General features: G+C 64.2%; 26 protein-coding genes and 1 pseudogene. 19 read left to right on the plus strand and 8 right to left on the minus strand.

Going from position 1 to position 26,781, the window contains the following annotated elements:
* The first annotated feature begins 16 nt into the window (after positions 1-16).
* The 7 genes from AC0L3B_RS20225 to AC0L3B_RS20255 all read left to right on the plus strand — a co-directional run bounded on the left by AC0L3B_RS20225 (position 17) and on the right by AC0L3B_RS20255 (position 8,118).
* A complete protein-coding gene (locus AC0L3B_RS20225; protein WP_085361299.1) occupies positions 17-616 on the plus strand; it encodes a TetR/AcrR family transcriptional regulator in 600 nt (199 codons plus the stop codon).
* 179 nt (positions 617-795) lie between these two features.
* Complete coding sequence (locus tag AC0L3B_RS20230) at positions 796-1,419, plus strand: flavin reductase family protein (RefSeq protein WP_247475139.1); 624 nt, start codon at positions 796-798, stop codon at positions 1,417-1,419.
* Positions 1,420-1,595: 176 nt separating this feature from the next.
* Positions 1,596-3,863, plus strand: a complete 2,268-nt coding sequence (locus AC0L3B_RS20235) for an acyl-CoA dehydrogenase (protein ID WP_473380948.1) — start codon at positions 1,596-1,598, stop codon at positions 3,861-3,863.
* Positions 3,863-5,146 carry an acetyl-CoA C-acetyltransferase gene (locus AC0L3B_RS20240; protein ID WP_473380949.1) on the plus strand — a complete coding sequence of 428 codons (1,284 nt, stop codon included), beginning with the start codon at positions 3,863-3,865 and terminating at the stop codon, positions 5,144-5,146. The genes AC0L3B_RS20235 and AC0L3B_RS20240 overlap by 1 nt, the downstream gene beginning before the upstream one ends.
* A 1-nt stretch (position 5,147) precedes the next feature.
* Positions 5,148-7,244, plus strand: coding sequence for a 3-hydroxyacyl-CoA dehydrogenase NAD-binding domain-containing protein (locus tag AC0L3B_RS20245; RefSeq protein WP_473380950.1), 2,097 nt, complete (start codon positions 5,148-5,150; stop codon positions 7,242-7,244).
* A 50-nt stretch (positions 7,245-7,294) separates the two neighbouring features.
* A complete protein-coding gene (locus AC0L3B_RS20250) occupies positions 7,295-7,705 on the plus strand; it encodes an acyl-CoA thioesterase (protein WP_247372636.1) in 411 nt (136 codons plus the stop codon).
* Positions 7,706-7,926: 221 nt separating this feature from the next.
* On the plus strand, positions 7,927-8,118 hold the full coding sequence (locus AC0L3B_RS20255) for a hypothetical protein (protein ID WP_018454989.1): 192 nt from the start codon (positions 7,927-7,929) through the stop codon (positions 8,116-8,118).
* 230 nt (positions 8,119-8,348) lie between these two features.
* On the opposite strand, the gene AC0L3B_RS20260 is transcribed toward AC0L3B_RS20255, so the two are convergent.
* Positions 8,349-8,825, minus strand: a complete 477-nt coding sequence (locus tag AC0L3B_RS20260) for a nuclear transport factor 2 family protein (RefSeq protein WP_026232853.1) — start codon at positions 8,823-8,825, stop codon at positions 8,349-8,351.
* A 154-nt stretch (positions 8,826-8,979) separates the two neighbouring features.
* Here AC0L3B_RS20260 and AC0L3B_RS20265 point away from each other — a divergent pair, with 154 nt between their 5' ends.
* Both AC0L3B_RS20265 and AC0L3B_RS20270 read left to right on the plus strand, forming a co-directional pair.
* Positions 8,980-9,654, plus strand: coding sequence for an HAD family hydrolase (locus AC0L3B_RS20265; protein ID WP_247372638.1), 675 nt, complete (start codon positions 8,980-8,982; stop codon positions 9,652-9,654).
* 91 nt (positions 9,655-9,745) lie between these two features.
* Entirely contained in the window at positions 9,746-10,588 is an 843-nt protein-coding gene (locus AC0L3B_RS20270; protein ID WP_018454986.1) for a DeoR/GlpR family DNA-binding transcription regulator, read from the plus strand.
* A 2-nt stretch (positions 10,589-10,590) separates the two neighbouring features.
* Here AC0L3B_RS20270 and AC0L3B_RS20275 read toward each other — a convergent pair whose 3' ends face one another.
* Complete coding sequence (locus AC0L3B_RS20275; protein ID WP_018454985.1) at positions 10,591-11,016, minus strand: type II toxin-antitoxin system VapC family toxin; 426 nt, start codon at positions 11,014-11,016, stop codon at positions 10,591-10,593.
* Complete coding sequence (locus AC0L3B_RS20280) at positions 11,013-11,291, minus strand: type II toxin-antitoxin system Phd/YefM family antitoxin (protein WP_377827833.1); 279 nt, start codon at positions 11,289-11,291, stop codon at positions 11,013-11,015. Before AC0L3B_RS20280 ends, AC0L3B_RS20275 begins: the two co-directional genes overlap by 4 nt.
* Positions 11,292-11,521: 230 nt before the next feature.
* Between AC0L3B_RS20280 and glpD the strand changes: the two genes are divergently transcribed.
* The 7 genes from glpD (at position 11,522) to AC0L3B_RS20315 (ending at position 19,224) form a co-directional block, all read left to right on the plus strand.
* A complete protein-coding gene (gene glpD / locus AC0L3B_RS20285; RefSeq protein ID WP_247372642.1) occupies positions 11,522-13,072 on the plus strand; it encodes a glycerol-3-phosphate dehydrogenase in 1,551 nt (516 codons plus the stop codon).
* A complete protein-coding gene (locus AC0L3B_RS20290; RefSeq protein ID WP_018454982.1) occupies positions 13,069-14,208 on the plus strand; it encodes an ABC transporter ATP-binding protein in 1,140 nt (379 codons plus the stop codon). Before glpD ends, AC0L3B_RS20290 begins: the two co-directional genes overlap by 4 nt.
* Positions 14,209-14,220: 12 nt before the next feature.
* Positions 14,221-15,306, plus strand: a complete 1,086-nt coding sequence (locus tag AC0L3B_RS20295) for an ABC transporter ATP-binding protein (RefSeq protein ID WP_247391643.1) — start codon at positions 14,221-14,223, stop codon at positions 15,304-15,306.
* On the plus strand, positions 15,306-16,208 hold the full coding sequence (locus AC0L3B_RS20300) for a carbohydrate ABC transporter permease (RefSeq protein ID WP_018454980.1): 903 nt from the start codon (positions 15,306-15,308) through the stop codon (positions 16,206-16,208). The genes AC0L3B_RS20295 and AC0L3B_RS20300 overlap by 1 nt, the downstream gene beginning before the upstream one ends.
* On the plus strand, positions 16,208-17,014 hold the full coding sequence (locus AC0L3B_RS20305) for a carbohydrate ABC transporter permease (RefSeq protein ID WP_018454979.1): 807 nt from the start codon (positions 16,208-16,210) through the stop codon (positions 17,012-17,014). The genes AC0L3B_RS20300 and AC0L3B_RS20305 overlap by 1 nt, the downstream gene beginning before the upstream one ends.
* 10 nt (positions 17,015-17,024) lie before the next feature.
* On the plus strand, positions 17,025-17,354 hold the full coding sequence (locus AC0L3B_RS20310; protein ID WP_018454978.1) for a DUF2160 domain-containing protein: 330 nt from the start codon (positions 17,025-17,027) through the stop codon (positions 17,352-17,354).
* A gap of 127 nt (positions 17,355-17,481) precedes the next feature.
* Positions 17,482-19,224, plus strand: coding sequence for an ABC transporter substrate-binding protein (locus tag AC0L3B_RS20315; RefSeq protein WP_039799251.1), 1,743 nt, complete (start codon positions 17,482-17,484; stop codon positions 19,222-19,224).
* 202 nt (positions 19,225-19,426) lie between these two features.
* Here AC0L3B_RS20315 and AC0L3B_RS20320 read toward each other — a convergent pair whose 3' ends face one another.
* The 3 genes and pseudogenes from AC0L3B_RS20320 to AC0L3B_RS20330 form a co-directional block, all read right to left on the minus strand.
* Positions 19,427-20,527: an alkene reductase gene (locus tag AC0L3B_RS20320; protein ID WP_085361306.1), complete on the minus strand. Its 1,101-nt coding sequence runs from the start codon at positions 20,525-20,527 to the stop codon at positions 19,427-19,429.
* A 183-nt stretch (positions 20,528-20,710) separates the two neighbouring features.
* Complete coding sequence (locus AC0L3B_RS20325) at positions 20,711-21,214, minus strand: DUF1993 domain-containing protein (RefSeq protein ID WP_204513817.1); 504 nt, start codon at positions 21,212-21,214, stop codon at positions 20,711-20,713.
* 264 nt (positions 21,215-21,478) lie between these two features.
* Positions 21,479-22,775: pseudogene (locus AC0L3B_RS20330) on the minus strand (lytic murein transglycosylase).
* 186 nt (positions 22,776-22,961) lie between these two features.
* On the opposite strand from AC0L3B_RS20330, the gene htpX reads away from it, so the two are divergent.
* Together htpX and AC0L3B_RS20340 are read left to right on the plus strand one after the other, a co-directional pair.
* Entirely contained in the window at positions 22,962-23,894 is a 933-nt protein-coding gene (gene htpX / locus AC0L3B_RS20335) for a zinc metalloprotease HtpX (protein ID WP_204513819.1), read from the plus strand.
* 133 nt (positions 23,895-24,027) lie between these two features.
* Entirely contained in the window at positions 24,028-24,669 is a 642-nt protein-coding gene (locus AC0L3B_RS20340; protein WP_204513820.1) for a tetratricopeptide repeat protein, read from the plus strand.
* 194 nt (positions 24,670-24,863) lie between these two features.
* On the opposite strand, the gene AC0L3B_RS20345 is transcribed toward AC0L3B_RS20340, so the two are convergent.
* Both AC0L3B_RS20345 and AC0L3B_RS20350 read right to left on the minus strand, forming a co-directional pair.
* Positions 24,864-25,205: a hypothetical protein gene (locus tag AC0L3B_RS20345; protein WP_204513821.1), complete on the minus strand. Its 342-nt coding sequence runs from the start codon at positions 25,203-25,205 to the stop codon at positions 24,864-24,866.
* Between the two features lie 164 nt (positions 25,206-25,369).
* The gene (locus AC0L3B_RS20350; RefSeq protein WP_018454970.1) at positions 25,370-26,176 is read right to left on the minus strand and encodes a hypothetical protein; all 807 of its coding nucleotides are present in this window, start codon (positions 26,174-26,176) and stop codon (positions 25,370-25,372) included.
* 229 nt (positions 26,177-26,405) lie between these two features.
* On the opposite strand from AC0L3B_RS20350, the gene AC0L3B_RS20355 reads away from it, so the two are divergent.
* A complete protein-coding gene (locus AC0L3B_RS20355; protein WP_007607017.1) occupies positions 26,406-26,699 on the plus strand; it encodes an antibiotic biosynthesis monooxygenase in 294 nt (97 codons plus the stop codon).
* Positions 26,700-26,781: the final 82 nt, after the last annotated feature.

Here is a 26,781-nt window from a genome sequence, read left to right on the forward strand (position 1 = left end):
TTGACGAGTCTGACAGATGACACTGGTTTCGGAACATATCGAAGGCGACACCCGGGAACGCATTCTCGAGGTGGCCGAGAGGCTGTTCCGCCAGATCGGCTATCTCAAGACCACGGTCGGCGACATCGCCAAGGAGCTCAAGATGAGCCCCGCCAACGTCTATCGCTTCTTCGAATCGAAGAAGGCGATCCATCAGGCGGTGGCCCGTTCGCTAATGGGCGAGGTCGAGCTGGAAGCGCAGCGGATCGTGGCCAGGCCCGGTCCGGTACTGCCGCGATTCCGTGAGCTGCTCACCACCATCAATCGCATGAACACCGAGCGCTATGTGGGCGACAATAAGCTGCACGAGATGGTCGAGATCGCGATGCAGGAGGACTGGGACGTCTGCGTCAACCACATGGAGTGCATTGCCGGGGTCATCGGCCAGATGATCGCGCAAGGCGTGGCTTCCGGCGAGTTCGAGGCGCCGGACCTGCAACTGGCTGCGCTGTGCGCCTGCACCGCGATGATGCGCTTTTTCCACCCCCAGATGATCGCCCAGTGCGCTACCAAGCCGGGCCCGACCATCGACCAGATGATCGATTTCGTCATCGCGGGATTGTCCCCGCGCCACTGACGCGGCGGCGGATTTCCTCCTATAAGCAGGCCGACCGCCACGGAATGACGGCTGATGGCGGGCAAGGACGGATCAACAAACTCCGTCATTGCGAGCTTTGCGAAGCAAATCCAGACTGTCTCTGCGGAGGGATTCTGGATTGCTTCGCTGCGCTCGCAATGGCGAGAAGGAAACAGCGCGTGACCGACAAAGACCTGCACTTCTACGAGCCCGCCAAGGGCCACGGCCTCAAGCACGATCCCTTCAACGCCATCGTCGCGCCGCGGCCGATCGGCTGGATTTCGTCGCGCGACACCAACGGCCACGTCAACCTCGCGCCCTACAGCTTCTTCAACGCTTTCTGCTACGTCCCCCCGATCATCGGCTTCTCCTCCACCAACTGGAAGGACACGGTCGAAAACATCCAGCAGACCGGCGAGTTCGTCTGGAACCTCGCCACCATGGACCTGGCCAGGCACATGAACGCGACTGCGGCGCATGTTGGCCCTGAGGTCGACGAGTTCAAAGTTGCGGGCCTCACCGCCGTGCCCGGCAGGCTCGTCAACGTGCCGCGCGTCGGCGAGAGTCCCGTCGCCTTCGAATGCAAGGTGTCCGATATCGTCCGCCTCAAGGGCGCCGACGGCAAGGAAGCCAATGCCTGGCTGACGCTCGGCGAGGTCGTTGCCGTCCACATCGACAAGGCCATGATCAAGGACGGCGTCTACCAGACCGCCGCCGCCCGCCCGATCGTACGCGCCGGCCGCAGCGGGGATTATTTCGAAATCAAGCCGGAAAACATGTTCGAGATGGCGCGGCCGGATTAGACCGGCCGACCGCGAAGCCATCCCCTCCCGGAACTGCCACCACGCCTCGGCCGTTATGGCCCCTGGGCGGCTGCCCGGCCGCGTCAATTCGCGTCTTTCCGCAGGCGAAGTCTTCACCGCCGCCGGCCACTTTCCGCTAAAATGCCCGATCACCGCGCCGATGCATGAGGTCCGCCATGAGCTTCCGCCGCGACACCCTGACCAAGCCGATTTTCTCCTGGGCGCGCGGCGTGCTGCCGGCGATGTCGGACACCGAGCGCGAGGCGCTGGAGGCCGGCGACGTCTGGTGGGACGCCGATCTCTTCACCGGCAACCCCGATTGGTCGAAGCTGCTGAAGGTCCCGCAGGCAACGCTGACCGAAGAGGAGCGGGCCTTCCTCAACGGCCCCGTCGACGAGCTTTGCGCCATGCTCGACGAGTGGAAGATCTTTTGGGAATGGCGCGACCTGCCGCCCGATGTCTGGCACTTCGTCAAGCGCGAAAAATTCTTCGGCATGATCATTCCGAAGGAGTTCGGCGGCCTCGGCTTCTCGCCCTATGCGCATTCGGAAGTGGTGCGCAAGATATCGACCCGCTCGATCGCCGCCGCGGTGACGGTGATGGTGCCGAACTCGTTGGGCCCCGGCGAGCTCCTGATGCACTTCGGCAAGAAGGAGCAGCAGCAGCGCTGGCTGCCGCGTCTTGCCGATGGCCGCGACATTCCCTGCTTCGGCCTCACCAGCCCCGAGGCCGGCTCTGATGCCGCCTCGATGGTCGACACCGGCATCATCTGCAAAGGCACCTTCGAGGGCCAGGAGGTGCTGGGCCTGAAGCTCAACTGGCACAAGCGCTACATCACGCTCGGCCCCGTCGCGACGCTGCTTGGCCTCGCCTTCAAGGCCTATGATCCCGATCATCTCGTCGGCGACCAGGAAGAGCTCGGCATCAGCGTGGCGCTGATCCCGACCAATCTGCCCGGCGTCGAAATCGGCAAACGCCATTTGCCCTCGATGCAGGTCTTCCAGAACGGTCCGAATTGGGGCCGCGACGTTTTCATTCCGCTCGACTACGTCATCGGCGGCCAGGCGCGGCTGGGGCAGGGCTGGAAGATGCTGATGACGGCGCTCGCCGACGGCCGCGGCATCTCGTTGCCGTCGCTCTCCGCCGCCGGCGCCGCCTATGCCGCCCGCACCACCGGCGCCTATGCCCGCATCCGCGAGCAGTTCGGCATCTCCATCTCCAAATTCGAGGGCGTCGAGGAGCCGCTCGCCCGCATTGTCGCCACTGCCTATCAGCTCGACGCGGCGCGACGGCTGACCTGCGCGGCACTGAATACCGGGATCCATCCCGCCGTCATCTCGGGCATCATGAAGCTGCACGCGACCGAGCGGATGCGCACCGCGGTCGACGACGCTATGGACATCCATGGCGGCAAGGCCGTGATCGACGGTCCGCAAAACTATCTCGGCAATCTCCACCGCGCCGTTCCGGTCGGCATCACCGTCGAGGGCGCCAATATCCTCACCCGCAATCTCATCGTGTTCGGACAGGGCGCCATCCGCGCCCATCCCTATCTGCTCGACGAGATGAATGCGCTTGCCGATGCCGATCGCGAGCGCGGGCTCACCGCCTTCGACAAGGTGTTCTGGAAACATGTCGGCCACAGCTTCGAGACACTCTTGCGCGCGTTCGGCCGGAGCTGGAGCTTTGGTGTCTTCGCGCTTGCACCCGATGCGGGTGACGCCAGACCATTCTATCGTCAGCTCTCGCGCTACTCGGCGGCTTTTGCCCTCTGCGCCGATATGGCGCTGTTGACGCTCGGCGGCGCGCTCAAGCGCAAAGAGATGCTGTCGGCGCGCTTCGGCGACATCCTGTCCGAGCTGTATCTGCTCTCTGCCGCGCTGAAGCGCTGGCAGGACGAGGGCCGGCAGAAGGAGGATTTTGCCGCGCTCGAATGGTGCATGGCGACGGGCTTTCGGACCATCGAGAACCGGCTTGCCGAGATTCTCGCCAATCTGCCGAACCGCTTCGTCGCAGGCATCCTCAAATTCGTGGTCCAGCCCTTCGGCGCCCGCGTGCTGGGTCCCTCCGACCGGGTCGTGCATCAATGCGCGAGCCTCGTGCTGGAGCCGTCGGCCGCGCGCGACCGCCTCACGCCCGATCTCGCTTATGTCGACGACGATGGCGGCTTCGCCCGGCTGGAGCGCGCGTTCAACCTGATCGCAGGTACGGACGCCATCGCCAGGCGCATGCGCGCGGCTCATCTGAGCGACTGGAAGGATGCGGTGGCCAAGGGTGTGATCACGCAGGCGGAGGGCGAGCAGCTGGCCGCGGCCCGCGAAGCCGTTACAAAGGTGATCGAGGTCGACGATTTTGCGCCGGAGGCGCTGTCGCCGATTTACAAGAAAACCGGCGACGTGCATCAGTTCTTCCAGGAACTCGGTGAACAGAGGGCGGCGAGCTGATGGCACGACCGGTTTTCATCGTCGACGGCAGTCGGACGCCGTTTTTGAAGGCGCGTTCGGGGCCGGGGCCGTTCACGCCGGTCGATCTCGCCGTGCAATGCGGCCGGCCACTGCTGGCGCGTCAGCCGTTTTCGCCTGATACCTTCGACAAGGTCATCCTCGGCTGCGTCAACGTGATCGCGGACGAAATGAACCCGGCTCGCGTCGCCGCGCTCCGGCTCGGCATGGGCGAGGACATGGTCGCCTTCACCGTTCAGATCAATTGCGGATCCGGCATGCAGTCGATCGACACCGCGTACCGCTACATCCGCGAGGGCCATGCCGACATGATCCTGGCCGGCGGCACCGAGGCCTTGAGCCACGCGCCGCTGGTCTGGCCCAATTCCGGCGTGCGCTGGTTCGCCGGCCTCGCCACCGCCAAGGGCGTCGCCGCGAAGCTTGCCGCGGCCTTCAAGCTGCGGCCGCGCGATCTCAAACCGATCATCGGCCTCGAGCGCGGGCTGACCGATCCCATTACTGATCTGAACATGGGCCAGACGGCCGAAGTCGTCGGCCATCTCTTCGGCATCACCCGTGCGCAGTCCGATGCCTATGCCGCCGAGAGCCATCGCCGGCTCGCGCATGCGCAGGCGGAAGGTTTTCTCAAGGGCGAAGTCGAAACCGCGTTCTCCCGCGACGGAAAATTCTTCGACCATGATGATGGCGTGCGTCCGGACTCGACGGCCGAGAGGCTCGCAAAACTCCGGCCCGTGTTCGAGCGTCCCTGGGGCCAGGTCACCGCCGGCAATTCCTCGCAGATCACCGACGGCGCGTCCTGGGTGATCCTGGCGTCCGACGAAGCGGTCGCCAGGCACAAGCTGACGCCGAAGGCCGTCATCGTCGACAGCAACTGGGCCGCACTCGATCCAAGCATCATGGGTCTCGGTCCTGTGATGTCGGCGACGCCGTTACTGAAGCGCCATGATCTCACCATCCAGGACGTCGAGACCTGGGAGCTCAACGAGGCGTTCGCCACCCAAGTGCTCGGCTGCCTCGCCGCCTGGAATGACGACAAGTTCTGCCGCGAGATTTTGGGACTGGACGGCGCTGCCGGCGAGGTCGACCGCGACAAACTCAACGTCGATGGCGGCGCTATCTCGCTCGGGCATCCCGTCGGCACTTCCGGCAATCGCATCGTGCTGCATCTCGTCAACACCATGAAGCGGCTCGGCACGCGGCGCGGCGTTGCCACCGAATGCATCGGCGGCGGGCTCGGCGGCGCCATGCTGATCGAGGCGGTATGACATGGATTCCAGGATCATGACCGCGCTCGGCGACCGCGTGCTGGAGCTCGGGCCCAAGCCCGCCGCCGATAGTCCCTACAAGCACTTCAAGCTGACGCGCGACGCCGACGGTGTCGCCTGGCTGCTGTTCGACCGCACTGACGCCAGCGCCAACACGCTGTCCTCGGACGTGATGGAGGAGTTCGACGCCGTGCTGGCGGCGATCGAGACCGAGCGCCCTGCCGGCCTCGTGATCCGCTCCGCAAAGCCGTCCGGCTTCATCGCGGGCGCCGACGTCAACGAATTTCGCGGCGCCAGTGACGCCGGGATGGTGGAGACGCGGATCCGCGCCGCCCATGCGGTGGTCGATCATCTTGAAGCGCTGAAGCTGCCGACGGTCGCGGTGATCCACGGCTTCTGCCTCGGCGGCGGGCTCGAAGTCGCGCTCGCCTGCCAATCGCGCATCGCGATCGACGGCGCGCGCTTCGGCTTCCCCGAGGTGATGCTGGGGCTACATCCCGGTCTCGGCGGCACCGCGCGTTTCACTGCGCTGGTCAATCCGACACAATCGATGGCCCTGATGCTGACCGGCCGCACCATCGATGCCCGCCGCGCCAGATCGCTCGGCCTCGTCGATACCGTGACGCAGGAGCGCCACGTTCGCAATGCCGTCAAGGATGCGCTGTTCGGCCGTCTCAAGCGGGCGCGGCCGGGTTTTCTGACGCGTGCGGCGAATTTCGGCCCGGTGCGCGGGCTGCTGGCCAAACGGATGCGATCGGAGGCGGCGAAGGCCGCGTCCCGCGAGCATTATCCGGCGCCCTATGCCTTGATCGATCTCTGGGAGACCCATGGCGGCAGCAAGGCCGCGATGCTCGGGGCAGAGCAGGCCTCGTTCGCCAAGCTGATGGTGACGCCGACCGCGCAGAACTTGATCCGCGTGTTCTTCCTGCGCGAGCAGATGAAGAAAGCGGCAGGCTCCGGCAACACGATCAGGCATGTCCACGTCATCGGCGCCGGCGCCATGGGCGGCGACATCGCGGCCTGGTGCGCGGGGCAGGGGCTGCGCGTCTCGCTCGCCGACATGAAGGCGGAGCCGATCGCGGGCGCAGTCAAGCGCGCCGCCGAGCTCTACGGCAAGATCGTCCGCAAGCCGACCGAGGTGCGCGACGCGCTCGATCGCCTCATGCCTGACATGGATGGGGAGGGCGTCCGCAACGCCGATCTCATCATCGAGGCGGTCCCGGAGAAGCTCGAGCTCAAGCAGAAGGTCTATGCCGGCCTCGAGCCGCGAATGAAGCCGGGCGCGATCCTCGCGACCAACACGTCGAGCATTCCGCTGCAGGATTTGCGCACCACGCTGGCGCGGCCGGAGCGGCTGGTCGGCCTTCACTTCTTCAACCCGGTGTCGCGGTTGCAGCTGGTCGAAGTCGTCAGCCATGACGGTAACGATACGCAGGTGCTGAAGGAGGCACTCGCCTTCGTCGGCGCGATCGATCGGCTGCCGTTGCCGGTGAAGAGCTCGCCGGGCTTCCTCGTCAACCGCGCGCTGACGCCTTACATGCTGGAAGCGATGGTGATGCTGGACGAGAAGATCGACCAGCGCCTGATCGACGCCGCCGCGGAGCAGTTCGGCATGCCGATGGGGCCGATCGAACTGGCCGACCAGGTCGGGCTCGACATTTGTCTCGATGTCGGCGACATGCTGCGCACCAAGTTCGGCGATCTGCTGCCGCCGACGCCGGCCTGGCTCCGCGAGAAGGTCGCCAAGGGCGAACTCGGCCGCAAGACCGGCAAGGGCTTTTACGTCTGGCGTGACGGCAAGGCCGAGAAGGCGCCGTTGCCCGAGACCGGTCCGCGCGTCACCGACCAGATGATCGACCGCCTGGTGCTGCCGATGTCCAACGTCTGCGTCGCGGCGCTTCGCGAGGGTATCGTGGATGATGCCGACATGGTCGACGGCGCCATGATCTTCGGCACCGGTTATGCACCGTTTCGTGGCGGCCCGTTGAATTATGCGCGCACGCGTGGCGTGGATCATGTCGTATCCACCTTGCGCGCGCTGGCCGGAAGATTCGGCGAGCGCTTTGCGCCGGATCCGGGCTGGGATAATTTCAAGTGAGCAGTTTCAGGTGAGCAATTTCAAGTGAGCAATCCTCAAGTGAGAGCGGCATGAACGAGCAAGCCAATGCCGGGCCGGGCGGCGATCTCTGCATTCGCACGCTGGCGATGCCGGCCGACACCAACGCCAACGGTGACATCTTCGGCGGCTGGCTGCTCAGCCAGATGGACGTCGGCGGCGGCGTGTTTGCGTCAAAGGTCGCGAAGTCGCGCACCGTGACCGTCGCCATCGAGGCGATGAATTTCCGCAAGGCCGTCTATGTCGGCGATCTCGTTTCGGTCCACGCCCACCTCGTTCGCGTCGGGCGCACCTCCATCACCGTGCATCTGGAAGCATGGGCGCTGCGCCGCGGCGAGCAGCAACCGTTCCTCGTCACCGACGGCAACTTCACCTACGTCTCGATCGACGAGCACGGCCGCCCGCAGCCGGTTCGCCCGACCGACACCGCGATCGCGACGTAATCGCACGCGGCGTTGCGCCTCATCTGTCTGATGCGTGCGGCAACACCAAACGCCGCGCGACTGAGGCCGCCGCCGCGGCTTTGCCAAGAACCAGTCATAAAACGGATGAGGTCCCGGCGTACTCCGTCGCGTGTCGATCCGGGGTGGAAACGGCGTCAAAATGCCCAGGAACCTTTGGGCAGAACTGCCGTTGTTTGCCCGCACTGAGGAATCCACGGACCATGCCGGACAGCTACATCATCGAAGTCGATTCGCAGACCGCAGGTATCGTCGTTCGTTCCCAGGGAGGCTACTGCTTTTTCGCCTCGTCCAGCCGCTTCAACCGTCTCGAAGGCCAGCTCTTCCGCAACGCCCGCGAAGCCGAGCGCGCCGCGCGCAAGCTGGTTAACGGTGATGTGAAGGAAGCGGCTTAGTCCTCCCGCGGGTCATTCCGGGCCGCGTGTGGCCCGAGAGGTGGGAATCTTTTGCCGCGAACTCTGCCTTCCCTTCTCGCCTTGTTGGAGAAGGTGGCGCGTAGCGCCGGATTAGGGGTCGTCTCCGCGAATTCCAATGCGAGAGGATTCGTTGTCGGACAGAAACCCCTCACCCGACTTCGCTTCGCGAAGCCACCCTCTCCCGCAACGGAGAGGGGAAGAGCCGTTGTTCACAACTTCGTCGCCGCCCGTGAGAGCAGCTTCCAGTCGTCGCCCTGCTTCTGCCAGTTCATCAGGATGTGAAGGTTGGTCGGCACTTTTTTCCCATCAGCCGCCATCTCTTGTTCCGCCACCCAGTGGAAGCGCACGATCGCGGCGGGGCCGACGACCTTGATGGTCGGGTCCTTGTACTCGATCGACAGGAATTTGGATTTGCCGTCGGTGGCGTTGGCGATGAAGGTCGCCTTGTCCTCGACCTTGCCGCTGGAATGGCTGTAGCTCACCTCTTCGGCGCAGAGTGCGCCGAGCGCCTTGGGATCGGCCGCGATCTGGGCGAGACGGAACGCCTCGACCTTCTTCGCCACGGCTTCCTCGTCGGCCGAGGCCGCCAGCACCGGTGTCGTGAGCGCTGAAACTGCAAGAGTGGAGACGGCAAGAGCTGGGACGGCAAGAGTCGAGAGAGCGAGATCGCGTCGGTTGATCGTCATCGTTTCCTCCTTTTTGGTCTTGCATGGAGTGTTGCAGTCGCACGCGACTTTGTCGAGGGTCGCGTATTGGTCATGCACGTGCGTCATTGCGCGATTGACGCTGTATTGATACGGCTTTCGTATTGATGCGTCATATATTCGGGAAAGTACGGACATGATCGAGGCTATCGGCAGGGCGTTGCTGTTCGACATCGACGGTACGCTCGCCAACACCGATCCGCTGCACTTGAAGGCGTTCAATCTGGTGCTCGGCCCTCGCGGCCACGTCTTCGATCACGCGCGCTTCTCCAGAGAGCTGCAAGGCTTCGCGAATGTATCGATCGGCGAGCGTTTTCTGCCCGACGAGGCGCCCGAACGGCGTGCCTTGATCCTCGATGAGAAGGAGGAAGTCTTCCGCACGCTTGTTGCCGGGCAGATCGAGCCGCTGCCGGGCCTGATGGCGCTGCTCGACAGGGCGGATGCGGCCGGTATTCCCATGGTTGCCGTGACCAATGCCCCGCGGCTCAATGCGGAGCTGCTGCTGTCCGGCCTCGGCATCACGCACCGCTTCAAGGCGCTCGTGATCGGTGCCGAGCTGTTGCACGGCAAGCCGCATCCGCTGCCTTATCAGGAAGGGTTGCGCTTTGCCGGCGCCAGCGCCATGGCCTCGATCGCGTTCGAGGACTCCCGCACCGGCGTGCAATCGGCCGCAGCGGCCGGCATTCCGACCATCGGCATCCGGACCAGCCTCAACCATGCTGATCTCGTCGCCGCCGGGGCTATCGCCTCCGCCAGCGGCTTCGACGATCCCGATCTGCTGACGCGCCTCGCTGCCGCAATGGCGTGGTGAGGACCTTGGTCCGTTAACCGTGATCGGCGCGCGCATTGACCGAGCGCGTGAACCGCCGCACCATGCAGCTTCCTGACTTGAGGCCACCGCCGTGACCGGACTGACCCATCGCCAAGCCGAAATCCTCAACATCGCGCGAGCCTCGGGCCGCGTCATGGTCGAGGAGCTGGCGCGCCGGTTCGAGGTCTCTGCGCAGACCATCCGCAAGGATCTCAACGACCTCTGTGAGCGGCGCTCGCTGACCCGCATTCATGGCGGCGCCATCATCGCATCCGGCGTCGAAAACCTCGCCTACGAGGCGCGGCGCTTCGTCGCCGCCGACGAGAAGAAGGCGATTGGAGCCGCAGCCGCCTCGCTGATCCCGAACGGCTGCTCGCTCTTCATCAACATCGGCACCACGACCGAGGAGGTCGCGAGCGCGCTGACCTCGCACGAGGACCTCCTCGTTATCACCAACAATCTGAACGTCGCCATGCTGCTCTATCGTCATCCCCGCATCGAGGTGGTGGTCGCCGGCGGCACGGTGCGGCGCGCCGACGGCGCGGTGGTCGGCTCGACCGCGACGCAGCTGATCGGCCAGTTCAAGGTCGACTATGCCATCATCGGAGCGTCCGCGATCGACGAGGAGGGCGCGCTGCTCGACTTCGACTATCGCGAGGTGCAGGTGGCGCAGGCCATCATCGCCAACGCCCGCAGCGTCATGCTGGTCGCTGATTCCACCAAGCTCCGGCGCAGTGCGCCGGTCCGCATCGCGCATATCAGCCAGATCCAGACCTTCGTCACCGACCAGGAATTGCCAGAGCGCCTCGCCACCATCTGCCACGGCAAGGGCATCGAGGTGATGGCCGCGATGCCGAAGGGGGCGGACGTCGATGAGGCTCAGGCCGAGGCACAAGAAGCGCCCGAGGCCGCGCCGGTGGTGCGGCTGAGGTAGGACTATGGGTTGTCCCACGGGTTCAGCAGCGGCACGCCGAATACCGCAAAATCCTTCACATTGCGTGTGACGAGCATGAGGTTGTTTGCCAGCGCGGTCGCGGCAAAGAAGCCGTCCATGACAGACAATGCGAGGCCGCTTCTGCGACTCTGAGCCATCAGGTCACCCCAGCGTTCCGCGACGGCGTGGTCGATCGGCAGTGTGCGCCCGGCAAAACGCTCCGGCAGATCGCGGGCAAGCCAGGCGGCCAGTGCTGCACGGCGTCGGCCGTCCTCCAGCAACGCGATGCCGCGACGAAGCTCGGCGATCGATGCCGCGCTGATGAACGCACGATCCTCGTCGATCGTATCAAGCCATGACAAGACTTTCGGCGAAGGGGCGGGCCTCTGGACCTCCGATAACACGTTGGTGTCGAGCAGTAGATTCACGGCAGCTCTTCGTGCGGCGCGTCGTGAACGCGTTCAAGCTTGAGGTCGGCGCTGCGCAGCGGCGAAGCCAGCAGGAATTCGGCCAAGGTACCTTTGCGCGCCGTCTTGCGCGCCCATTCCTCGACGGAAACGATCACCGCGTTGGGCTTGCCGTGTCGGGTGATGATTTGCGGGCCGGCTTGGGCACGATCGATCACCTCGGAGAGCCGGGCCTTGGCGTTGGCAAGCGTCCACGAGTCCGTCGCTGGTGAATCTGGTGCAGTGTGTTCTGTCATGCAAATAACGACCAATATGACTATTCTTACTAATAAGGGTCATCAACGACTTTTCAAGAGCAATAATGCCGCTCAAATCCCTCCTGAACTGCCTATTTCGCCCCCCGTGTGCCCACTTAAAAGTTCCGCTTTCACTTCGTTTCTCTCCTCTTTCATCTTGCTTTCGTTTTCTGGTGTGATCTAATCAAAAGCGAAAGTAACCGCTCGATTGAACGGGCGGTCGCCGGGGGATGCGTCTGTTGGATCGTATTTTCGACCTCGCCATTATTGGAGGCGGTGTTAACGGCTGCGGCATCGCGCGCGACGCGGTGGGCCGCGGCAACGCGGTTTTCCTGTGCGAAATGAACGATCTGGCGAGCGGGACGTCGTCCTGGTCGACCAAGCTGGTGCATGGCGGCCTGCGCTATCTCGAATATTACGAGTTCCGGCTGGTTCGCGAGGCGCTGATCGAGCGCGAGATTCTCTGGGGCATCGCGCCGCACATCATTCGCCCCCTGCGTTTCGTTTTGCCGCACCATGCGGGCCTGCGGCCAGCCTGGCTGCTGCGCCTCGGCCTCTTTCTCTATGACCACATCGGTGGCCGTCATCTGTTGCCGGCGACGCGCTCGGTTGACCTCCGACGCGACGAGGTCGGCCGCCCGCTGATCCCGAACCGCTACGGCCGCGCGTTCGAATATTCCGACTGCTTCGTCGACGACGCCCGTCTGGTCGTGCTCAACGCACGCGATGCCGCCGATAAGGGCGCCGAGATCCGCACCCGCACTCGCGCGACGGATATCAAACAGTCAGACGGCATCTGGACCGTCAGCATGATCGACACGCTGACAGGCGCGCGCTCGTCGATCCAGGCCCGTGCGGTTGTCAATGCCGGCGGGCCCTGGGTCGAGGATGTGCTCGGCCGCGGCGCCGGCGTCAACGCGAAAGCCAAGGTGCGCCTGGTGCAGGGCTCGCACATCGTCGTGAAAAAACTCTACGACCACGACCGCGCCTACATGTTCCAGAATGCAGATGGCCGCATCATCTTCGTCATTCCCTATCAGGACGATTTTACGCTGATCGGCACCACCGACCGCGACTATGACGGCGATCCCGCCAAGGTGAAGGCGACGGCCGAAGAGATCCAGTATCTCTGCACGGCGGCGAGCGAATATCTGGCCAAGCCTGTCACGCCCGATGACGTGGTTTGGACCTACTCCGGCGTACGTCCGCTCTATGACGACGGGGCCAGCGAAGCCAAGGCCGCGACGCGCGACTATGTGTTCGAGCTCGACACGCCCGGCGGCGTGCCGCTGCTGTCGATCTATGGCGGCAAGATCACGACCTATCGCCGTCTCGCCGAGGAGGCGCTGGAGCGGCTCGCGCCCTATCTTCGCAGTGCGAAAGCACGCGAAGGCTGGACCGGCAAATGGCCGCTGCCCGGCGGCGACATGGGCGTGTCCGATGTCGACGGCCTGATCGCCGAGCTTCAGCGCGGCTATCCTTTCCTCAGCCACGAGCATGCGCGGCGCCTGGCGCGCGCCTATGGCACGAGGGCGATCAAGCTGCTTGGGGATGCGAAATCGGCGGTCGATCTCGGCCAAGCCTTCGGTGCGACGCTGACCGAGCGCGAAGTCCGCTATCTCATCGCCAACGAATGGGCCGTTACTGCCGAAGATATCGTCTGGCGCCGTTCCAAGCTCGGCCTGCGACTAAGTGCCGACGAGATCGCGGCGCTGGACGACTGGATCAGGACCCACGCCGTGCAGCAAAGTCCCCTGCTGGAAGCCGGAGGACGCTCATGACGGTGACACTCGATCACGTGACCCGGACTGTCGACGGGGTCCCACACATCCGCGACGTCTCGCTGACGCTCGAGAGCGGAACGCTCAACGTGCTGCTCGGGCCGACGCTGTCGGGCAAGACCTCGATCATGCGGCTGCTCGCTGGCCTGGACAAACCGACATCGGGCAAGCTGCTGGTCAACGGCAAGGACGTCACCGGGGTCGACGTGCGCCAGCGCTCGGTCGCCATGGTCTATCAGCAGTTCATCAACTACCCCTCGCTGTCGGTCTACGAGAACATCGCTTCGCCTTTGCGCGTGCAGGGCAAGCCGCGCGCCGAAATCGAGGCGCGCGTTGCGGAAGCCGCCCGGCTGCTCCGGCTCGAGCCGTTCCTGAAGCGCACGCCGCTCCAGCTTTCCGGCGGCCAGCAGCAGCGAACTGCGATGGCGCGCGCGCTGGTGAAGGGCGCCGACCTCGTGCTGCTCGACGAGCCGCTCGCCAATCTCGACTACAAGCTGCGCGAGGAACTGCGCACCGAGCTGCCGCGCATCTTCGAGGCCTCCGGCGCGATCTTCGTCTATGCCACCACCGAGCCGACCGAGGCGCTGCTGCTCGGCGGCAACACGGTGTGCATGTGGCAGGGAGAGGCGCTCCAGATCGGCGAGACTCCAAAGGTCTACCGTCATCCGCAGACCTTGCGGGTCGCGCAGGTGTTCTCCGATCCGCCGCTGAATCTCGTCGGCATCGAGAAGAAGAACGGTTCCGTGCAATATGCGGGCGGCATTGCCGCGCCGGCGTCCGGTCTCTATTCCTCGCTCGCGGACGGCGCCTATCGCGTCGGATTTCGCGCCCATCAGCTCGCACTTGCCAATGGCGAGACTGACCGCCACGCCTTCCATGCCACGGTAACGGTGACCGAGATCACCGGTTCGGAGAGTTTCGTGCATCTGACCCGCGACGGATCGAACTGGGTGGCGGTGCTGCACGGCGTGCACGAATTCGAGCCCGGCCAGACGCTCGATGCCGTGCTCGATCCCAACGACGTGTTCGTTTTCGATGCTGCCGACCGGCTGGTCGCGGCACCCGGTCCCATAGCGTTTTCAAGCGAAGTGCCGAGCGGTTCGCGTGAAGAAAACGCGTCAAAGAAAAAAGCCTGAGGGGGATGCGACATGGCCCGCATTGACCTCGTCGATCTCGCCCACTCCTACGGCGGCAATGATGCCCCGCAGGACAGCTTTGCTCTCAAGCCTGTCACCATGACCTGGCGGCAGGGCGGCGCCTATGCGCTGCTCGGGCCGTCCGGCTGCGGCAAGACCACGCTGCTCAACGTCATCTCCGGCATCATCACGCCGTCGCGGGGGAAAATCCTGTTCGACGGCGAGGACATCACACCGCTGTCAACCCAGAAGCGCAACATCGCCCAGGTGTTCCAGTTTCCGGTGATCTACGACACCATGACGGTGGGGCAAAATTTGGCGTTCCCTCTGAAGAACCGCGGCGTGCCGAAGGCTGAGATCGACAAGCGGGTCGCCGAGATCGGCCGCTTGCTCGACCTCGAGCCCTATCTGAACCGCAAGGCGACGCGGCTCACGGCCGATGCCAAGCAGAAGATCTCGCTCGGCCGCGGCCTGGTACGCTCCGACGTTGCCGCCGTGCTGTTCGACGAGCCGCTCACCGTGATCGACCCCGAGCTGAAATGGCAGCTCCGCTCCAAGTTGAAGGCGCTGCATCGCGAGCTCGACCTGACGATGATCTACGTCACCCACGACCAGACCGAGGCGCTGACCTTCGCCGACACCGTGGTAGTCATGCATGACGGCCGCGTGGTGCAGAGCGGCACGCCGGCCGAGTTGTTCGACAAGCCGGCGCACACGTTCGTCGGCTATTTCATCGGCTCGCCCGGCATGAACATCCTGCCGGCCGAGGTGAGGGGCCGTGAGGCCAAGATCGGCGGTCACGTCATTGCGCTCAACCGCAGCTACGACAAGCTGCCTGCTGGCGCGAAGATCGAGATCGGCGTCCGTCCGGAATTCGTTGAGGTCGTGGCGCCGGCGCCCGGCCTGCTCAGTGCGAAGATCGAACGCGTCGACGACCTCGGCCGGATCCGCTTCGCGCGCGCGCGGCTCGGTGACGCCAAGCTAGCGGCGCGCGCGCCGGCCGGCTTCACCAGCCCGGACGGCACGGCCGGCCTGAAATTCGATCCGTCGCACGTCCACGTCTATGCCGACAGCCTTCTGGTGGAGGGAGCCGCCTGATGGACAAGACTATCAACCAAAAAGCCTGGTTCCTGGTGCTGCCGGTGTTCCTGGTCGTCGCCTTCTCGGCAGTGCTGCCGTTGATGACGGTGGTGAACTATTCGATGCAGGACACCTTCGGCAACAACCAGTTCTTCTGGAACGGTGTCGGCTGGTTCAAGGAATTGCTCGATCCTTCGACCGATCTCGGCGGCCGCTTCCTGGCTTCGCTCGGCCGCAATCTGTTCTTCTCGCTGGTGATCCTCGCGATCGAGGTGCCGCTCGGCATCGTCGTCGCGCTGTCGATGCCGCGCCAGGGCTGGACGGTTGCGGCCTGCCTCGTCATCCTCGCGTTGCCGCTGCTGATCCCGTGGAACGTGGTCGGCACGATCTGGCAGATCTTTGGCCGTCCCGACATCGGCCTGCTCGGCTATGTCCTCAATGCGACCGGCATCGATTATAATTACGTCTCCAACGACATCGACGCCTGGGTCACGGTCATCGTGATGGACGTCTGGCACTGGACCAGCCTGGTCGCGCTGCTGTGCTATGCCGGACTTAAGTCGATCCCGGAGGCTTATTACCAGGCGGCGCAGATCGATGGCGCCTCGCGTTGGGCCGTGTTCAAGGCGATCCAGCTGCCGAAGATGAACCGCGTGCTGCTGATCGCGGTGCTGCTGCGCTTCATGGACAGTTTCATGATCTACACCGAACCGTTCGTGGTGACTGGTGGGGGGCCCGGCAATTCGACGACTTTCGTCTCGATCGAGCTGGTCAAGATCGCGCTCGGCCAGTTCGACCTCGGCAAGGCCGCCGCGCTGTCGCTGGTCTACAATCTCATCATCCTGATCGTCTGCTGGATCTTCTACACCGTCATGACCAACGCCGGCAGCGATCGGAAGCCGCAGGAAGGAGCCGTGTGATGCACTCGATCCCCGGCCGTCGCCTCATCATGGCGCTGTTCTTGATCTTCCTGCTGTTGCCGATCTACTGGCTCGTCAACATGAGCTTCAAGACCAACGCCGAGATCGTCTCGACGATGACGCTGTGGCCGCACGCGCCGACGCTCCAGCACTACAAGCGCATCTTCACCGATGAGAGCTGGTATTCCGGCTATATCAACTCGTTGGAATATGTCGTCCTCAACACCATCATCTCGATCTCGGTGGCGCTGCCGGCGGCCTACGCGTTCTCGCGCTACCGTTTCCTCGGCGACAAGCATCTGTTCTTCTGGCTGCTCTCGAACCGCATGGCGCCGGCCGCGGTCTATGCCCTGCCGTTCTTCAATCTCTATTCGGCGATCGGGCTGTTCGATACGCCCTGGGCGGTCGCGCTCGCGCACTGCATCTTCAACGTCCCGCTGGCGGTGTGGATCCTGGAAGGCTTCGTCTCGGGCGTGCCGCGCGAGATCGACGAGACCGCCTTCCTCGACGGCTATTCCTTCCCGCGCTTCTTCATCAAGATCCTGGTGCCGCTGATTGCGAGCGGCATCGGCGTCGCCGCCTTCTTCTGCTTCATGTTCTCCTGGGTCGAGCTGCTGCTCGCGCGCACGCTGACCTCGGTCTCGGCCAAGCCGATCGCGGCGATCATGACGCGCACGGTGTCGGCTGCGGGCATGGACTGGGGCCTGCTGGCGGCAGCCGGCGTGCTGACGATCATCCCGGGCGCACTCGTGATCTGGTTCGTCCGCAATTATATCGCGAGCGGTTTCGCGCTCGGTCGGGTCTAGGGAGGCATCAATGGAATGGATTGCATGGATGGCCTGGACGCCGCCGACGGCGATCTTTTTTGTCGCGCTCGCCTGCACGCTGGCTGTGATGACCTGGCTCGGGGTGGCTTATCCCGAAGCCGAGCGCGTCGGCGTGCTGCGCATCCCGACCACGCGCGGCGACCGCCTGTTCATCTCCCTGATCACGGCGGCGGTCATCCACTTGCTGTGGATCGCCTTCGCCGGCACCGACCCCCTCGCCACGCTGCCGATCGGCGAGGACGGAGTTGAAATTTCGCGCCTTTGGATCGCATCAGGAATTTCGCTGGCCACGGCCGTACTCATTTTCCGCACGGTCTAGCCCGCGAAGGAACGGCCAGATCCGGGACCAACCCGGGCCTGTAAAAAGTTTGTCGCTGCAACGGAGGAATAACATGCGGCAGTTTAGGAGAAGGGAACGTCCATTGACCAAGAATAGCTTTCTGACGATGTCCAGCGTCGCCGCCATCGTCGCGGTGTCGCTGGCCGTCTCGGCGCCGGTGCGCGCCGCCGACGACGCCGCGATCCAGAAGTGGATCGCGGAATTCCAGCCCTCGACGCTGTCGAAGGAAGACCAGAAGAAGGAGCTGGAGTGGTTCGCCAAGGCCGCCGAGCCCTTCAAGGGAATGGAGATCAACGTGGTCTCCGAAACCATCACGACCCACGAATATGAGTCGCAGACGCTGGCCAAGGCGTTCTCCGAGCTCACCGGCATCAAGCTCAAGCACGACATCATCCAGGAAGGTGACGTCGTCGAGAAGCTGCAGACCCAGATGCAGTCCGGCAAGAACGTGTACGACGGCTGGATCAACGATTCCGATCTGATCGGCACCCACTTCCGCTACGGCCAGACCATCGCGCTGTCGGACTATATGACCGGCGAGGGCAAGGACGTCACCGACCCCATGCTCGACGTCAACGACTTCATCGGCAAGTCGTTCGGCACGGCGCCGGACGGCAAGCTCTATCAGCTGCCCGACCAGCAGTTCGCGAACCTTTACTGGTTCCGCTACGACTGGTTCACCAACGCCGACTACAAGGCCAAGTTCAAGGCCAAGTATGGCTACGAGCTCGGCGTGCCCGTGAACTGGTCAGCCTACGAAGACATCGCCGAGTTCTTCACCAACGACATCAAGGAGATCAACGGCGTCAAGGTCTATGGCCATATGGACTATGGCAAGAAGGACCCCTCGCTCGGCTGGCGTTTCACCGACGCCTGGCTGTCGATGGCCGGTAACGGCGACAAGGGCATCCCGAACGGTCTGCCGGTCGACGAATGGGGCATCCGCATGGAAGGCTGCCGTCCGGTCGGCTCCTCGGTCGAGCGTGGCGGCGACACCAACGGTCCGGCCGCGGTCTACTCGATCACCAAGTACCTCGAGTGGATGAAGAAGTATGCTCCGCCGCAGGCCCAGGGCATGACCTTCTCCGAGTCGGGTCCGGTGCCGGCGCAGGGCAACATCGCCCAGCAGATGTTCTGGTACACCGCCTTCACCGCCGACATGGTGAAGCCGGGCATCGCCGTGATGAACGCGGACGGTACGCCGAAGTGGCGTATGGCTCCGTCGCCGCACGGTTCGTACTGGAAGGAAGGCATGAAGCTCGGCTACCAGGATGCGGGTTCGGCGACGCTGCTGAAATCGACTCCCCCGGATCGCCGCAAGGCGGCCTGGCTCTATCTCCAGTTCATCGTCTCCAAGACGGTGTCGCTGAAGAAGAGCCATGTCGGTCTCACGTTCATCCGTGAATCCGACATCTGGGACAAGTCGTTCACCGAGCGTGCGCCGAAGCTCGGCGGCCTGATCGAGTTCTACCGCTCGCCCGCGCGCGTGCAGTGGACCCCGACCGGCAACAACGTGCCCGACTATCCGAAGCTGGCGCAGCTGTGGTGGCAGAACATCGGCGATGCGTCGTCCGGTGCCAAGACGCCGCAGGCCGCGATGGACTCGCTTGCCGCGGCCCAGGACTCCGTCATGGAGCGTCTGGAGAAGTCGGGCGTGCAGGGCGCCTGCGGTCCGAAGCTGCACAAGAAGGAGTCGGCCGAGTTCTGGTTCGCCAAGGCCCAGAAGGACGGCACGATTGCCCCGCAGCGCAAGCTCGCCAACGAGAAGCCGAAGGGTGAGACGGTCGACTACGACACTCTGATCAAGTCGTGGCCGGCACAGCCCCCGAAGCGCGCTTCGCTGCAGTAAGGCACATCAGCATAACGACGAAAGGCCGGGAGCAATCCCGGCCTTTTTTCTTTGTGGCACACACTTTCAACATTCTCGGTGTCATCGTCCGCGAAGGCGGACGATCCAGTATTCCAGAGACGGGCGTGGTCGAACCCGGAAGCCACAGATTACTGGATGCCCCGCCTTCGCGGGGCATGACAGCGCATGCGTGGAGAAGAGGCTATTCCGCGGGTTCAGCGGCCAGCGTCGGGTAATCCGTGTATCCCTTCGCGCCGCCGCCGTAGAACGTGTTCTTGTCCCAGTCGTTCAGCGCCGCGCCCTGCTTCAGCCGCTCGACCAGATCGGGATTGGAGATGAACGGCTTGCCGAAGGCGATGAGATCGGCCGCGTTCGCCTCGAGCACCTTGGCAGCGAGCTCGAAATCATAGCCGTTGTTGGCGATGTAGGCGCCGGGGAAGCGCTTGCGCAGGCCCGCATAGTCGAACGGCGCGATGTCGCGCGGACCGCCGGTGGCGCCTTCGACGACGTGGAGATAGACGAGCTTCAGCGCGGCGAGGCCGTCGACGATATGGTCGTAGAGGGCCTGCGGGTTCGAATCCGAGATGTCGTTGGCCGGCGTCACCGGCGAGATGCGGATGCCGGTGCGATCGGCGCCAGCCTCCGCTACGACGGCCCTGGAGATTTCCAGCATCAGCCGCGCGCGGTTTTCAATGGAGCCGCCATAGGCGTCGGTACGCTTGTTGGTGCCGTCCTTGGCGAATTGTTCGAGCAGATAGCCGTTGGCGCCGTGGATCTCGACGCCATCGAAGCCGGCTTCGAGCGCATTCTTCGTGGCGCGCCTGAAATCGTCGATGATCCCTGGAATTTCGGAGAGTTCGAGCGCACGGGGCTCGGAGACGTCGGCGAAAGTGCCGTTGACGAAGGTCTTGCCCTTGGCGCGGATCGCGCTCGGCGCCACCGGCGCTGCGCCATTGGCCTGAAGGTCCACATGCGAGATGCGGCCGACATGCCAGAGCTGGATGAAGACCTTGCCGCCGCGCTGATGCACCTGATCGGTGACCTTGCGCCAGCCGGCGACCTGGTCCTTTGAGTAGATGCCGGGGGTGTCCTGGTAGCCTTGGCCCTGCTGTGAGACCTGGCTCGCTTCGGTAATCAGAAGCCCCGCCGAGGCACGCTGGGCGTAATAGTCAGCGGCGAGCGCGCCCGGTACGAAGGTGCCGGGAACGGCGCGGTTGCGCGTCAGCGGCGCCATCACGAAACGGTTCGCCAGCGTGATCGGGCCGAGCTTGTAGGTCTCAAACAATTTGGTCGAACGGCTCATGAGAATGCTTCCAGGCGGTGAGAGATCCGGAACACTTGTGCATTGCGGCAATCAGCGCAAGGGAGGAGCCATACAGAAACTGCAGGCGAGATGCGCAGCCGAGCCGCGCAGCATAGAGCATGTGCAATTTCAGCCGCAGCAGCAGATTCGATCTCCCGCCGCGGCCGTCTGAATAATCGCCTTTCAGTTCGCGCCGAGGAAATCGCGCTTGCCGATCTCGACGCCGGCGTGGCGCAGAAGGCCGTGGGCGGTTGCGGCGTGGAAATAGAAGTTCGGCAGCGAGAACGCGCTCAGGAATTGCTGGCCCTTCATGGTGATGGACTTGTCGGGGCCGGCCGGGAAGGTGACGTCCTTGGTGTCGGCGCCCTCGAACTGCTCGGGCTTGAACGATTTCACGTAGTCGATGGTCTTCGCCAGGCGCTGCTTCAACTCCGCAAAGCTGGTCTCGGTGTCCGGTGTGGAGGGCACGTCGCTATGGGTCAGCCGGGCGCAACCTTTGGCTGCGAAATCGCTGACCAGCTGGATCTGCTTCGAGAGCGGCAGCATGTCCGGAAACAGGCGGGAGCCGAGCAGGACGGCGGGATCGACCTTCTTGGCCGCACAATGCGCCTCGGCTTTCGTGAGCAGGCCAGTCAGGCTGTTCAGCATTTGCAAATAGGCGGGAACGACGGCGTCGTGGAAAGACATGTGATGCTCGCTCTTGTGGTGGGAAATCTCAGGAGAAACCTGAGCTACTCACATGGGAACGTCATGGAAAAATACAATCGCCGGAGGGGCTTGTGCAGTGCGAAAATTCTACCGAGCGGGCTTGTGGTGCTATCGGCGTCATACCCTCGTGTCATCGCCCGGTTGACCGGGCGATCCAGTACTCCGAGGCAGCTGTGATTGAATCGATAGGCCGCAGCGTACTGGATGCCCCGCTTTCGCGGGGCATGACAGCGATCCTGGTGCTTACCGGATCGTCCCCACTGGCTGCGCCTGTGCCGTGCCCCCGCGCATGCGAGCGAGCAGTTCGGCCGTAGGCCAGGAATCGGCCGGCAGACCGTATTTGATCTGCATCGCCTTCACCGCGGCGCGGCTTTGCTGGCCCAGCACGCCGTCGACCTTGCCGACATTGAAGCCGGCCTGGACCAGAAGCTGCTGCAATTGCTTGAGCTCGTTGAACGGCAGCTGCGCGACCGGCGTGGACGGCTTTCGCATCGGAGCCGCGCCCGCGATGCGGGTGGCGAGATAGCCCGCGGTAGTCGATCAGCGAGTTATTCCACTCGGTGTAGGCCGCGAAATTCGGGTACGCCATGAAGGCCGGACCGAAGCGTCCCATCGGCAGCAGCACGGAGGCCGCGAGATTGTCGTTCGGCAGCGGCCGGCCGTCGGGATAGGTAACCCCGAGCTGCGCCCATTTTGAGCGCGGCAGCTGCACCGTGAGGTCGGTCTGATCCCACGGCAGGTTCTGCGGCACCTTGATCTCCTCCAGCCACGGCTCGCCGCGCCGCCACTTCAAGCCGTTGGCGATGTAGTTCGCGGTCGAGCCGATCACGTCGTCCTCGCTGCGGAGGAGATCGCGTCGGCCGTCGCCGTCATAGTCGACGGCATAGTTGACGTAATGCACGGGCAGGAACTGGGTCTGACCGAGCTCGCCGGCCCAGGAGCCGACCATCTCGTCCGGATGCAGGTCGCCCCGCTCGATGATCTTCAGCGCGGCGATGGTCTCGTTCACGAACATCTCCGAGCGGCGGCAACCATAGGCCAGCGACACCAGCGATTTCAGTGTCGGCAGATTACCCATGTTGACGCCGAAATCGCTCTCCAGTCCCCAGAACGCGGCGATCACTGCCGGCGGCACACCGTATTCCTTTTCCGCGCGCGCGAACGCGGCCGCATGTTGCTTGATATGCTGCTGGCCGTTCTGCATGCGATAGGGCGCGGCCATGCGGCCGGCAAATTCGGTGAAGAGCTGGCCGAACACGCGCTGGCCGCGGTCGCGATTGACGATGCCCTGGTCGTAGACGAGGTAAGGCGAGGCCGCCGCGATCGTCCGCTGCGACACGCCGGCGGCAACGGCCTGCTGTTTCACGTCGACCAGGAAGCGATCGAAGTTCGCCCCGTTATTGCACGACGCCGCGCGCGGCGAGGGCCCAGTGGCCCTGGGAGCCGCGGGCTTTGCCGGCGGCGGCGCGAACTGGGCAGAGGCGGGAAGGGCGAGCGTGAGCAGGGCGGCGGCCGCGATCGCAAATCGGGTCTGGAGCATGAGGTTTCCGCAAGGGGAGGAGACGCTTGGATTCTCGGCCAAGCTTAATGGAACGATTGACCTCAAACCAGTGCCGCGGCTCCGCGACGCACCTTGAAACCTTGCGGGCGGGCCGGGGTCATCCCTACCTCATGCTCGCCGGCCCGCAACGCCTCCAGCGGCTACGGCCGGCCTCGGGAGACGGCCATGAATTATCTTCGTACCGCAATGCTGCTCGCAGGCCTCACCGCCCTGTTCATGGGCGTCGGCTATCTGATCGGCGGTGCCGGCGGCGCCATGATTGCGCTCGTCATTGCCGCGGCGACCAATCTCTTCACCTACTGGAACTCCGACCGGATGGTGCTGTCCATGTATGGCGCCCATGAGGTCGACCGCAGCAGCGCACCGGAGCTGGTCGGGCTCGTGGCCGAGCTAGCGGCCCGCGCCGGCTTGCCGATGCCGCGCGTGTTCCTGATGGAGGAGCCGCAGCCCAACGCGTTTGCCACCGGGCGCAATCCCGAGAATGCCGCGGTTGCGGTCACCACCGGGTTGATGCACCAGCTCAGCCGCGAGGAGCTTGCGGGCGTGATCGCGCACGAGCTCGCTCATATCAAGCACCACGACACGCTGCTGATGACTGTGACCGCGACCATTGCCGGTGCGATCTCGATGCTGGCGCAGTTCGGCATGTTCTTCGGCGGCAACCGCGACAACAACGGCCCGGGCATCGTCGGCTCGATCCTGATGATGATCCTCGCCCCGATCGGCGCCATGCTGGTGCAGATGGCGATCAGCCGCACCCGTGAATACGCCGCGGACAATCTCGGCGCACGCATCGCCGGTCAGCCGATGTGGCTGGCATCGGCGCTGGTGAAGATCGAAGGCGCGGCGCATCAGGTCCCGAATTTCGAGGCGGAACGAAATCCAGCCACCGCGCACATGTTCATCATCAATCCGCTGTCGGGCCACGGCGTGGACAATCTGTTTGCCACCCATCCCTCGACGCAGAATCGCATCGCGGCGCTTCAGGAGCTCGCAGCCGAGCTCGGTGCGCAGGCGTCGCCGTCGGTCGGCGCCAATGAGAACTATCCGCCGCGGAGCCCGTGGGGCCGCTCCTCCTCGCGCGGGCCTTGGGGCTGACGCAGCAGCGGCTCTAATTTGCGCGCTTTGTGACCTGTCGCACACAGGACGGTCCCGGCCGGTGTTAACACCTGCCGTGACAGTTCCTGCGAAAGGGGATGCGTGGCCGGCCCTCTGCCTGCCACCGTCGAAGATGACCAAAGCTGCAGTACCATTGTTGATCGTCGTGGGCGTGCTGATTGGCCTGTCCACGCACACCGTCGTCAATTGCGGAGACGAGGACGAGCCCGACATCTGTTCGGCGGTGATCGGCTTCTCGCCGCTGCGCGGCTCGCTGATCGCGTTCGCCTATGAGGGGCGCGGACGGATCGCGCTGCGCCACGGCGACTGGCGGCGGGCGATCGCGGATTTCGACGAGGCCATCCATCTCAATCCCAACCGTGCCTCGCTCTATCGCGATCGGGCGTTGGCGCGCCGGCAGAACGGTGACCTCGAACTTGCCATCGAGGATTACGACGAGGCGATCGCGCATGATCCCAGGCACGCCGCGCCCTACCACCAGCGCGGTCTCGCGCTCGCGGCCGCCGGCGATCTCGATCGCGCGATCCTGAGCTACAACACCGCGGTCCGCCTCGACCCCTCCGATGCGCAGCCTCGGCTCGATCGCGGCCTCGCCTTCCTGGCGCGTGGCCAGGCGAATGAAGCGCGCGCCGATTTCGAAGCCGCGCTGGCGCTGCCCGCCGGCAAGGATGCCCGCACCCGCGATGCGGCACGCGCAAAACTCGCTGACCTCGCGAGTGCCGAGCCGACCCGGCTCGCCGCGCCAGGGCGGTAGAGATATCTAGAGCTGCGTGCGCCGCTGCAACCCTCTCCCCTTGTGGGAGAGGGTGGCTCGCCGCGAAGCGGCGAGACGGGTGAGGGGTATCTCTCCGCGCGTGAGTCTGCTGCAGTTGAATTCGCGGAAACAACCCCTCATCCGGCGCTTCACGCCACCTTCTCCCACAAGGGGAGAAGGAAGAAAGTGCGCTCCTACTTCTTGGTTTTGGCCTTCTTCGCCTTCTTAACCGGCTTTTCCGTGGGCGCCTTCTTCTCCACCTTCACCGCGACCGGTGTGCTGGCGGCGATCCGCATCGACCGCGCGTAGCTGTCGGCGACGTTGTCGGCGGACATCTGCAGGCGCTTGGCGGCGGCAACGGCCTGCTCCATGGTGGCCTTGGCCATCATCTTGAAGCGGTCGCCGGTCTCCTTGCCCTTGGCCTTGGCCGCAAGGCCGTTGAATCGATCCCGGCGCTCCTTGGCGCGGGTCATCAGGCCCGTATGCAGCTGTCTGGCCAGTTGCCGGATCACGACATCCAGGTCGGCGTCCGCCATGTTGTTCTATCCTCTTCGAAAACGGTATCGATGCGGGCGGGACTATGCAGATCGGGCCCCACCTTGGCAATTCCCGGCCGCGCGTCATCCGCAGCTTCCGGTGACCAAAACAAAAAAGCCGCGCTGTGCGCGCGGCTCTCTGCCTTGGTTTTGCGCTGTCTGTCTTACTTCAGCGAGGCGACCGGGCCGCTCGCAGCTGCCGGATCGGGGTCGAAGCCGAACACCCCCACCAGATACTTGTAATAGTCCGGCAACTTCTCCTTGAGCGCCTCGCGCGACTTCGGGTCGTGGAATTCGCTCTTCCCGGCCAGGAAGATGCTGGCGGTCACCGCAAAGAATTCCATGTGATTCTTCAGCGCATAGGATTCCTTGGGCAGGAGATCCTTGGACTTGGCGTAGGCGTAATAGCCGATCACGCCCTTGTTGGCGTAGCCGTCCGGCAACAGCCGCGCATGGTAGGCGTGCAGCAGTTCGTGCAGCAGCACCGCTTCCTTTTCGTAACGCATCATGTCCGGCCGCAGCATGATCACGCCGAGGCCGGAATCGACCGCGAGGTCGACGGCGTTCGGATTGCTCCAGCGCTGCTTGTTGGGGTCCCAGACCGTCAGCGTGCGGGGAGCGGTGCGCTGGATGTCAGGCGTGACCCGGCCGTAGCACGCGGTCGCGGCGCCTTCGTCTAGGCAGGCCAGCTCGCTGGCGATGATCGGGACGGTGCGGAAGAAGCGCAGCACGCGCGGCGAGAGGCCGGCAGCCTCGACCACGTCGATCTGGCTCTTCACATTGTCGGTGAGCTTGTCGACATCCTTGCGGTCGGAATTCTCCGACAGGTCGAACATGTAGCCGCGGTAGCTCTGGAAGCCCGGCGGTAACGCCTGCGCTGCGCCGGAGGACGGATCCAGCGGTCCGGCATGGGATGGATTGGCAAAGAGCGCGCCGACAATGGTCGCGGTCAGCAGCAACGCAATGCGCATGATGAACCCCCTGATGTCACTTCACGCGGCAGAATAAGCCGCCGTTGTTTGCGAAAAGTGAGTGGGGCGAGACTAAGGCAGCGATGTTGAGGCGTGCTTAATCGATCGTTGCGGATCGCGGAACTGAATTAGCGCCGAGTTAACCAAGCGTGGATTGCCCGCGCGCTTCGGCGTAGCATGCGGTCCGGGCACCAAGCCCTCAAACCAGATAGCCCGAAGCGAGGATGCCATGTATGCCGCCATCCGTCAGGCCAAGGCAAAAAGCGGGAGCGCCGAAGAGCTGGCGCGCCGTATCAAGGAAGGCGCCGTTCCGATCATCAGCGACGTCGACGGCTTCCGCGCCTATTACGTCGTCTATGCCGGTGACGACACGGTCACGGCGATTTCGATCTTCGACAAATTCGAGCAGGCGGAGGAGGCGAACAGGCGTGCGATCGCCTGGATCGAGAAGGATCTGGGCGCGCTGCTTGCAGGCGACGCCCGCGCCGCCGCCGGGCCGGTGATCGTGCATACGCTGGCGTAGGGATTGGGTGCAGCCGCACATTCAATTGTCATCGCCCGGCTTGACCGGGCGTCCAGTACTCCGAGAGGGCAGGGATTGAACC

The sequence above is a fragment of the Bradyrhizobium sp. Kon56 genome (genome assembly GCF_055807635.1).